The following is a 7,558-nucleotide window of genomic DNA, read 5'->3' on the forward strand; positions in this document are numbered from 1 at the left end:
ACTCCAACCGAGGCATTTAGAGATGAACTGATGAAACTGAGATAGCGGAAACCGTCGCAACGACCCTTGAGACTTCTGCCCCAGCAGGGTCGAGTTCACCCTTTGCAACTTCCAGTGCTTCTTTTGCACCTCTAGTGAGGCTATCGCCAATCTTAGTCATCGTTCTCTGCCAAAATTTTTGCTCATAACTGATAACATTTCTTATTGTGCACGTCTGCTAAGCGAGATGTTGTTTTCTCTTGGTTGCAAACTGTCGCAAGGGCGATTGAACAATTTTTCTGAACTCCTTCAGGTGACCAGGTTTTACAGCACCTCTGACCCCCCTGCCCTCACGCTTTTAACGTTCTATTCTTCATTGTCTTGAGATAGCGAAGCCTCAAGCGCTTCGAGCAACATTTGCTCATGGCGAATTGGCATATCATCCACGCTCCAAGCGCGCCCATGGTCAAGTCAAACTTGTTCGAAAAGCTCCTCTGTCAGAACAACAAAGGAAATTCTTCCTCCATGTCTAAGCCAAGTCGGCCCCTAGGAAGCATGCTCGGTCAAACTAAATGCCGTATCTTGGCGCATCTCGACGTCAAAATGTCTGCCTTGGATTGGCGGTAACTTTGGTCGTTTCATTCGTTTTCCTTTCAATCCGCACAACAGCAGGCACGGAGAAATCCGTGCTGGGTGCGGTTAAGTGGAAAACAATCAGGGCTTGATCTCAGCTAGCATGACATAGCCCTGTCGGCAACGTCGTTTGGTGGCGCGAACCAGCCACACGCCAGGCTTGTTTGGAAACACCGTAACGCGGACAAAACGGACATCCCGGGCTACTATATGTGGTTGTCATTTTCCTGCATAAGATCACCTGAGCGGACAGTCAAATCGTTCGCCGTGTGGCAGAAAGCCGTCACATAACTCGCATTTAAATGACATGCGATCTGTCTCAAATTGTCGAAACGGCTCCCAACATTTGTTGGAAGCCGCACTTGTTGAAAATGGATGGAGTTGGAAAGTCAGGCGTGACCACCACCGATCAAGCCGATACCCGATGTCAGACCGAACCAAGCTTTGACCCGTAGACCGACCGCTTTGATGATACCCATGGCCTGAATCCCGTGGGCGACAAGTGTTCCTTCCATTTCGCCTTCAAAATTGGTGGTGTAGGATTGTACAATGCAACCGCTACCTGGAACCAAAAGTTCGCGGTGTTCTGGGTGCACCAGATCAAGATGCACAACGATCTGACCCCGTTTAGCCTTTTCGCTCGGCTCGATCAGGCGACCGCTAGGCGCAAGCTGACCGGAAGAAATCTGCTCCTGAATACGTACGATCCTTGCAGGAAGAACGGTATTGCGCATCGAGATGTTGAAGTTACTTTCGCACGCCACTTCCGCCGCCATACCTTCGTACAATTCAGTGCGAGAAACCTGCGAGAAGCCAGCGACGATACGTCCTCGTTCAACTTCTTTGCGGTCGGGTACAATTAGCATTGCCGGGCTCATCGCGGCTTGCGCTGCGCGTGATCCGACATTTAGGGTGACCTGTTCAACGACACCGTCGACAGAGCTGAGCGTCAATGTCTTTGACAGTTCCACCTGAGCCTGCTTCAACGACGCGCGCGCCGATGCAAGTTGGGCAGGCAGAACGGCACTAGCTTGGACTTGTGCCACACCAAGTTGCGTTTCCGCAGCCTCAACCTCTGCTTCCCGAGTACTCAAGGTTGCCTGGGCGCGTTCCAACTGGCTCACTTGAAATGCTGCAGAGCCCTTTGCTTGAAGTGCCTCGTGATCCATCAGCACCAGCTCAGCCTGTTCTCTGGCGGTAACTGCGGCATCCACCACGGCCTGAGCAGTTTGGACCTGCAATTCAGCTGCCAGTTTCGCGCTTTCTATCTCCTCAACTTTACGGGTTGCAAAATCTACTGCAGCTTGTTCCGACGCATTCTCGACTGCAAACAGCGGATCGCCCGGTTCCACACGATCACCGCCCTTTACGTAGATATCTGTTACTGTTCCACCGTTCTCAGCAACGACCGGAACAGTTCTGAATGGCACAAGACCTGTGTAAGATTTTGGGTAGTAGTAGAACACGGCAAAGAAGACGATCAGTGCTAGTACGAACCACATGAAAAGCGCTCGGTGAACGTTGTACAGGGTGACTGGAATCCCGCGCCATTTTAGGTAGATCACCCGCAGGACAAACGGAAAAGATGTGACGAGCAGTTCAATCATTTTACCAGCTCCTCTGTCGAAGGCCGCCACCACAACATGAAGTCGCGGGCGATTGCAGTCAGGATCAGCGCGCCTGGCAGCAGAATGCTGAAGTGGCTGAGCGCGGGCATCAATTCGTACGCCAAGGCTATGGTAAGCATCACCGGAATAGTTGTGCGCAGCGGAGTGCCGATTGATTTGCGCTCGGTATAGCGTTCAAAGCGGGCATAGAGGTGTACTACCAGTAGGATCGCAAGGAAGAGGACAATCAGGCCGACCCAAGCATAGGTGTCGGTCTGATTGGGCGCGACCCACCATCTCGGATCGCCGCCAGCAGCGAAGGCAGGAGTTGAGATGACGCCAAGTATAGGGGCCATCAGGAACGCGGGTGGTTTCATTTTTCAGGTCCTTTTGTTTCGCAGCCGTGCTGCGTGTGAAGATTTTAGGTGTCTGTGGAAATTCAGTTCTCGGTCTGATTTTGAGATGGTTCTGAGGGCTGTTCCTGCGGGACATAGGGGGGATCCCAGCGACGTCCGTTCGCTGTTTTTTCGCCAAGCGCCAATGAGCGCAGACCGTGGATGTTCCCCCCGGACCACTCTTGTTTGGCGGAGTTTTGGATTGCCTTCAGTACGCGGTAGTACCTTGCGAAGTAGATCATGGTCGTTTCCTTTCTGATGACCCGGACCTAACCGTCATCGCATCCGCGATCCTGAGGGTTCTGGACATTTGTTATTGGCTTCTGGACAATTGCGTTGACTGCAGGAGGTTGCGTGCAAGTCAGGGGAGGACGCAAAAGTGCCACGCATCAGCGCTTATAGACTGCAAAATGTAGGGCTGCGTTATTCGCAAGAGCCCGGCGCGCGGGTTCCGTTTCCTGAAATTCTGGAAATGGCGGGGGCACCATCGGATATCGGCAACAGCCCAGACGCCACTGTCGAACTGCTTCATGAAGCGGGCGCCGTTGAAACTGTGTGTCGTGTTTTAGAAGACAAGACCTTTGCCGCGCGGGTGGGGCTTTCGGCGCAAGGTCCCGGAACGCTTTTGGCTTACATTGTGCGGGCAGCAGAAACGGTCGAAGACGCACTGGCATTGACACAGCGCTTTTATGCAATGCAAGACCCTGACCTGCATCTGGATGTTGTAGGGGCGCCTGATGAACCCAAGATCACGCTGGAAAGTAGCGTGATCCCGGCGCATCAATATCCTCGCCATCGCGAAATGCTGGTTTTCGGTCTCTATAAGCGCGTTCAGCAGATCACCTCGGGCGGATTTGCCCCTATCTCAATCGAGTTGGAAACGGACGACGTCGAGCATTGTAAGCTGCTGGCCGAGTTGGCCGGTTGCGCCGTAGAAGGGTTCAAGTCCGGATACGCGTTGGCTCTGCCCCCAAACGGTATGAGTTTTCGGATCCCGACTGCAGACCCTACTTTGTTGGGGCATTTGCGCCGGCATGGGGAAGAGCAGCTAAAGGCTCAACCTGATGCGGTCCGAAGTCTGTCTGATCGCATTGTAGAGATGCTCGGGGAACGTCTTCCCGGTCCAATACCAAACGGCGATCAAATAGCCGGAGAGCTTGGACTGACGCGGCGCACTATGACCCGGCACCTTTCGGCAGAGGGAACAAGCTTCAAAGCACTTTTAGAGGGGGTGTTGTGCGACCTGTCCAAACGGATGCTTCGTAATGGGGAGGGTGTTGCCCGCGTTGCCTTCATGCTTGGATTTTCGGATCAGGCGGCCTTTTCAGTGGCGTTCAAGCGATGGACAGGTGAAACGCCAGCCAGGTTTCGTAAAGCTGGCCGCTAAGTCTCCTGACCTCTGCAGCGCGCAAGGCCGTAAGATGTCCAAGATCCACAAAACCTTGTCCTGTCCCCAAAAGAAAGCAGCCCATGGGGTCACCTAGTTCAATGGCACACAGCAGCCGCGGTGGTTGCTGACCCAGAACAAGGATGAACCTATGAAAACCTCGAAGAAATTCTTTATCGCCCCGATCTCCGGCGCCCTTCTGATCACCATGGCAGCCACAGCTCATGCTGACTACGTCACAGACAAAGCGATAAAAGGCGCAGTTGTCGGCGCCACTGTCGCGGGCATTGCCGGCGAAAGCATCGTAGGCGGCGCGGCCGCCGGCGCTGCGGTTGGTGCCGTGGGCGGTGCGATCCAGAAGGACAATTTCGAAGACGCGCAGGACGAGGCACAAGAACGCCGCGACGACTTCAAAGATGACCATAAGGACTGGAACGAAGACTGAAACGCCATCCCAAACGCAACGAATAAAGGAGGAAACACAGCCGAACAAAGCTGACCGGTCAGCATCAGGTCCATCGGCCCTGCGCTGTTAGCATCCAGACGCAGTTTGACTGACCATCCCGCACAGAACTCGCACAGTTTCTGATAGGTTGCCATCCAGCTCACAAACGAGCCGGGTGGCAACTTTGTTTAGGGCACTTGAATACCGGCCGTGCCCTGACTTCGCGTTTCAAATTCCGCTTCCTTTCTTGCCATTCTCGACCTGGGTTTTGTCCAAAATCCAAAAACAACCGTCCAGAACCCAAACGAACTGAAACGCCCTCTGCCCCAAATCCTGCTCATCTGAATAACATCGACGAGCTGGCAACCGAGGCAACCCAGGTGACTGCCGCTCTTTCCAATCCGACGCCAAAGGAAACGGCAATGAACCTACTAGCAAACTTTGACGCAGAGACCCTGGCACGCATCCAGTTTGCCTTTACTGTGTCGTTCCACATCATCTTCCCGGCCTTTTCCATCGGCCTGGCAAGCTTCCAGGCCGTCCTCAATGGCCTTTGGCTTTGGCGCAAGGACAAGGCTTACCTCAATCTCTTCAACTACTGGAAAAAGATATTTGCTGTCGGCTTCGCGATGGGTGTCGTGTCCGGCATCGTGATGTCTTACCAATTTGGCACGAATTGGAGCACATTCTCGGACACCGCCGGGCCCGTGATCGGGCCCTTGATGGCCTATGAGGTGATGACGGCCTTCTTCCTTGAGGCAGGCTTCTTAGGCATCATGCTTTTCGGTCGCGAACGCGTGGGTCCCGGCTTGCACATGATGGCCACGGCGATGGTTGCCTTTGGCACTCTGATATCGGCCACGTGGATTCTTTCGGTCAATTCCTGGATGCAGACCCCGGCCGGATTTGACGTCAACGAGCTGGGGCAATTCATCCCAGTGGATTGGTGGTCGATCGTCTTTAACCCGTCTTTCCCGTACCGCCTGACACACATGGTGCTGGCGGCATATCTCACCACTGCCTTTGTGGTGGCCGGGGTTGCAGCTTGGCACTTATTACGCCGCAATCGCACAGTCGAGGTCACGCGCATGTTCTCGATGGCAATGTGGATGGCCGTTCTGGTTACTCCTCTGCAGATCGTTGCCGGCGACCTTCATGGTTTGAACACGCTGGAGCATCAACCGCAGAAAGTGATGGCGATGGAGGGTCACTTCGATAGCCATCCCGAAGGCGCGCCACTGATCCTGTTTGGCATTCCAAACGAGGATGAGAAGCGCGTGGACTATGCCATCGAAATTCCGAAACTATCGTCGCTGATCCTGAAGCATGATCTGAACGCGCCGCTTGATGGGCTGGATACCATTCCCGACGACGAAGAACCCCCGGTCGCGATCGTTTTCTACAGCTTCCGCGTCATGCTTGCCATCGGCTTTGCCATGCTGGGCGTCGGGTTGTGGTCGCTTGTTCAGCGGGTTCGGGGCCGCCTCAACGAAGATCGCTGGTTGCACCGCGCATCCGTCCTGTTGGCGCCCAGCGGATTTGTGGCGGTACTGGCCGGTTGGATCACCACCGAAGTGGGGCGCCAACCTTACACGGTGTACGGGCTGATGCGGACATCGGACTCCCTTTCCCAAGTGGATGCGCCTGCAGTTGCGGCGTCTCTGATTGCCTTCATCGTCGTGTATTTCGCGGTGTTCGGAGCAGGCACGTTCTACATGCTGCGTCTCATGGGAAAACCTCCTGTCGAAGATTTCCAGAAATTTCAAAAACCCATTAAAATCTTTACCTTGGCGGAGGCAGCGTGATGCTTGAACTCTCGACAATCTGGGCAGGCATCATTGCCTTTGCCGTTCTGACCTATGTGATCCTGGACGGTTTCGATCTTGGAATTGGGATCCTCTTTCCATTCGCGAAAACCGAAAAAGATCGTGATGTCATGATGAACTCGGTCACACCGGTTTGGGATGGAAACGAGACGTGGCTGGTCATGGGCGGCGGAGGTTTGTTCGCTGTTTTCCCGTTGGCTTATTCTGTAGTGATGCCCGCGATCTATTTGCCCGTTATCATTATGCTTCTTGCGCTTGTTTTCCGCGGTGTCGCCTTCGAATACCGGTGGCGAACGGTGCGTGGGCGCTGGCTGTGGGATGTCGCGTTTCACGGCGGTTCAACCGTAGCCGCCCTCTGCCAAGGCATCGCGCTTGGCGCGCTGGTTCAGGGCATCCCGGTCGAAGATCGCCTGTACGCAGGCGGACAATGGGATTGGCTGACGCCGTTCTCTGTCATGACGGGTGTGGCCTTGGTGATCGGGTACACATTGCTGGGAGCAACCTGGCTCAACATGAAAACCAAGGGCGAGATACAGAGCCAGATGCGTTCTTTTGCCCGCCCGCTGATGTTCATGACGCTCGCGTTGATTGGCCTCATCAGTCTTTTGACCCCGTACCAAGATCCGGTCTATCTGATCAGATGGTTTTCGTGGCCCGGTATCGTTTTCTCTGTACTAGTGCCAGCTATCGTTGCTGTTATTGCATGGATGCTTGATCGCGGCCTGAGGGAACAGCGAGACTATCAACCCTTCTTCTGCGCCATTGCCTTATTCGTCGTCTGCTTCATCGGCATTGGGATCAGCTTCTATCCCTATATGCTACCCCCAAGCCTCACGATTGCCGAAGCCGCCGCGCCAGACAGCAGCTTGGCCTTTGCTTTGGTCGGGACCGTCGTTCTGTTGCCCATAATCCTGGCCTATACCGCCTACACGTACTGGGTTTTCCGCGGAAAGGTCGATCCAGAGGAGAGCTACCATTGAAACTGCTAAAGCAAGTTTTCTGGTTCAGCGCGATCTGGTTCGGCAGCGTCTTTTGCCTAGCGACTGTCGCTTACGTAATCAGGATGTTCATCACTTGAGATGGCAAGGACACCAATGTTCGCGCGTCGGCATATCTAGATCACGCAAATATTGGTCCAAGCGCCGAAAGAAACTCCGTTCCGGCCTACCAAATTCCCAAGAACAAGCGGCTGGCTAGTTCGTCTCAAATTTAGGTTCTGGACCCATTAATTTTGTTGCTGCTGTCTCTGTTGCATGCTTCAAGCCACTGAGTTTCAGAGGTGTATC

General features: G+C 54.2%; 7 protein-coding genes. 5 read left to right on the forward strand and 2 right to left on the reverse strand.

Annotated features, from left to right (window positions below):
• Positions 1 to 1,001: 1,001 nt before the first annotated feature.
• A complete protein-coding gene (locus AC2FJC_RS23325) occupies positions 1,002 to 2,219 on the reverse strand; it encodes an HlyD family secretion protein (protein ID WP_496742054.1) in 1,218 nt (405 codons plus the stop codon).
• On the reverse strand, positions 2,216 to 2,596 hold the full coding sequence (locus AC2FJC_RS23330) for a hypothetical protein (RefSeq protein ID WP_496742056.1): 381 nt from the start codon (positions 2,594 to 2,596) through the stop codon (positions 2,216 to 2,218). The genes AC2FJC_RS23325 and AC2FJC_RS23330 overlap by 4 nt, the downstream gene beginning before the upstream one ends.
• Before the next feature lie 397 nt (positions 2,597 to 2,993).
• On the opposite strand from AC2FJC_RS23330, the gene AC2FJC_RS23335 reads away from it, so the two are divergent.
• From AC2FJC_RS23335 to AC2FJC_RS23355, 5 genes are all read left to right on the forward strand, one after another.
• A complete protein-coding gene (locus AC2FJC_RS23335) occupies positions 2,994 to 4,001 on the forward strand; it encodes a helix-turn-helix domain-containing protein (RefSeq protein ID WP_496742058.1) in 1,008 nt (335 codons plus the stop codon).
• A gap of 151 nt (positions 4,002 to 4,152) precedes the next feature.
• Positions 4,153 to 4,446, forward strand: coding sequence for a glycine zipper domain-containing protein (locus AC2FJC_RS23340; RefSeq protein ID WP_145975873.1), 294 nt, complete (start codon positions 4,153 to 4,155; stop codon positions 4,444 to 4,446).
• Between the two features lie 422 nt (positions 4,447 to 4,868).
• The gene (locus AC2FJC_RS23345) at positions 4,869 to 6,251 is read left to right on the forward strand and encodes a cytochrome ubiquinol oxidase subunit I (RefSeq protein WP_496742060.1); all 1,383 of its coding nucleotides are present in this window, start codon (positions 4,869 to 4,871) and stop codon (positions 6,249 to 6,251) included.
• Complete coding sequence (gene cydB, locus AC2FJC_RS23350; protein ID WP_496742062.1) at positions 6,251 to 7,252, forward strand: cytochrome d ubiquinol oxidase subunit II; 1,002 nt, start codon at positions 6,251 to 6,253, stop codon at positions 7,250 to 7,252. The genes AC2FJC_RS23345 and cydB overlap by 1 nt, the downstream gene beginning before the upstream one ends.
• On the forward strand, positions 7,249 to 7,350 hold the full coding sequence (locus tag AC2FJC_RS23355) for a DUF2474 family protein (protein WP_496726963.1): 102 nt from the start codon (positions 7,249 to 7,251) through the stop codon (positions 7,348 to 7,350). Before cydB ends, AC2FJC_RS23355 begins: the two co-directional genes overlap by 4 nt.
• Positions 7,351 to 7,558 lie beyond the last annotated feature (208 nt).

The organism is Ruegeria sp. CDSB117 (genome assembly GCF_059611005.1).

Excerpts from the sequence above, each read along its gene's own strand:
- AC2FJC_RS23345 (WP_496742060.1), top strand. The coding sequence starts at position 4,869 with ATGAACCTACTAGCAAACTTTGACGCAGAGACCCTGGCACGCATCCAG.
- cydB (WP_496742062.1), top strand. The coding sequence starts at position 6,251 with ATGCTTGAACTCTCGACAATCTGGGCAGGCATCATTGCCTTTGCCGTT.
- AC2FJC_RS23340 (WP_145975873.1), top strand. The coding sequence starts at position 4,153 with ATGAAAACCTCGAAGAAATTCTTTATCGCCCCGATCTCCGGCGCCCTT.
- AC2FJC_RS23325 (WP_496742054.1), bottom strand. The coding sequence starts at position 2,219 with ATGATTGAACTGCTCGTCACATCTTTTCCGTTTGTCCTGCGGGTGATC.
- AC2FJC_RS23330 (WP_496742056.1), bottom strand. The coding sequence starts at position 2,596 with ATGAAACCACCCGCGTTCCTGATGGCCCCTATACTTGGCGTCATCTCA.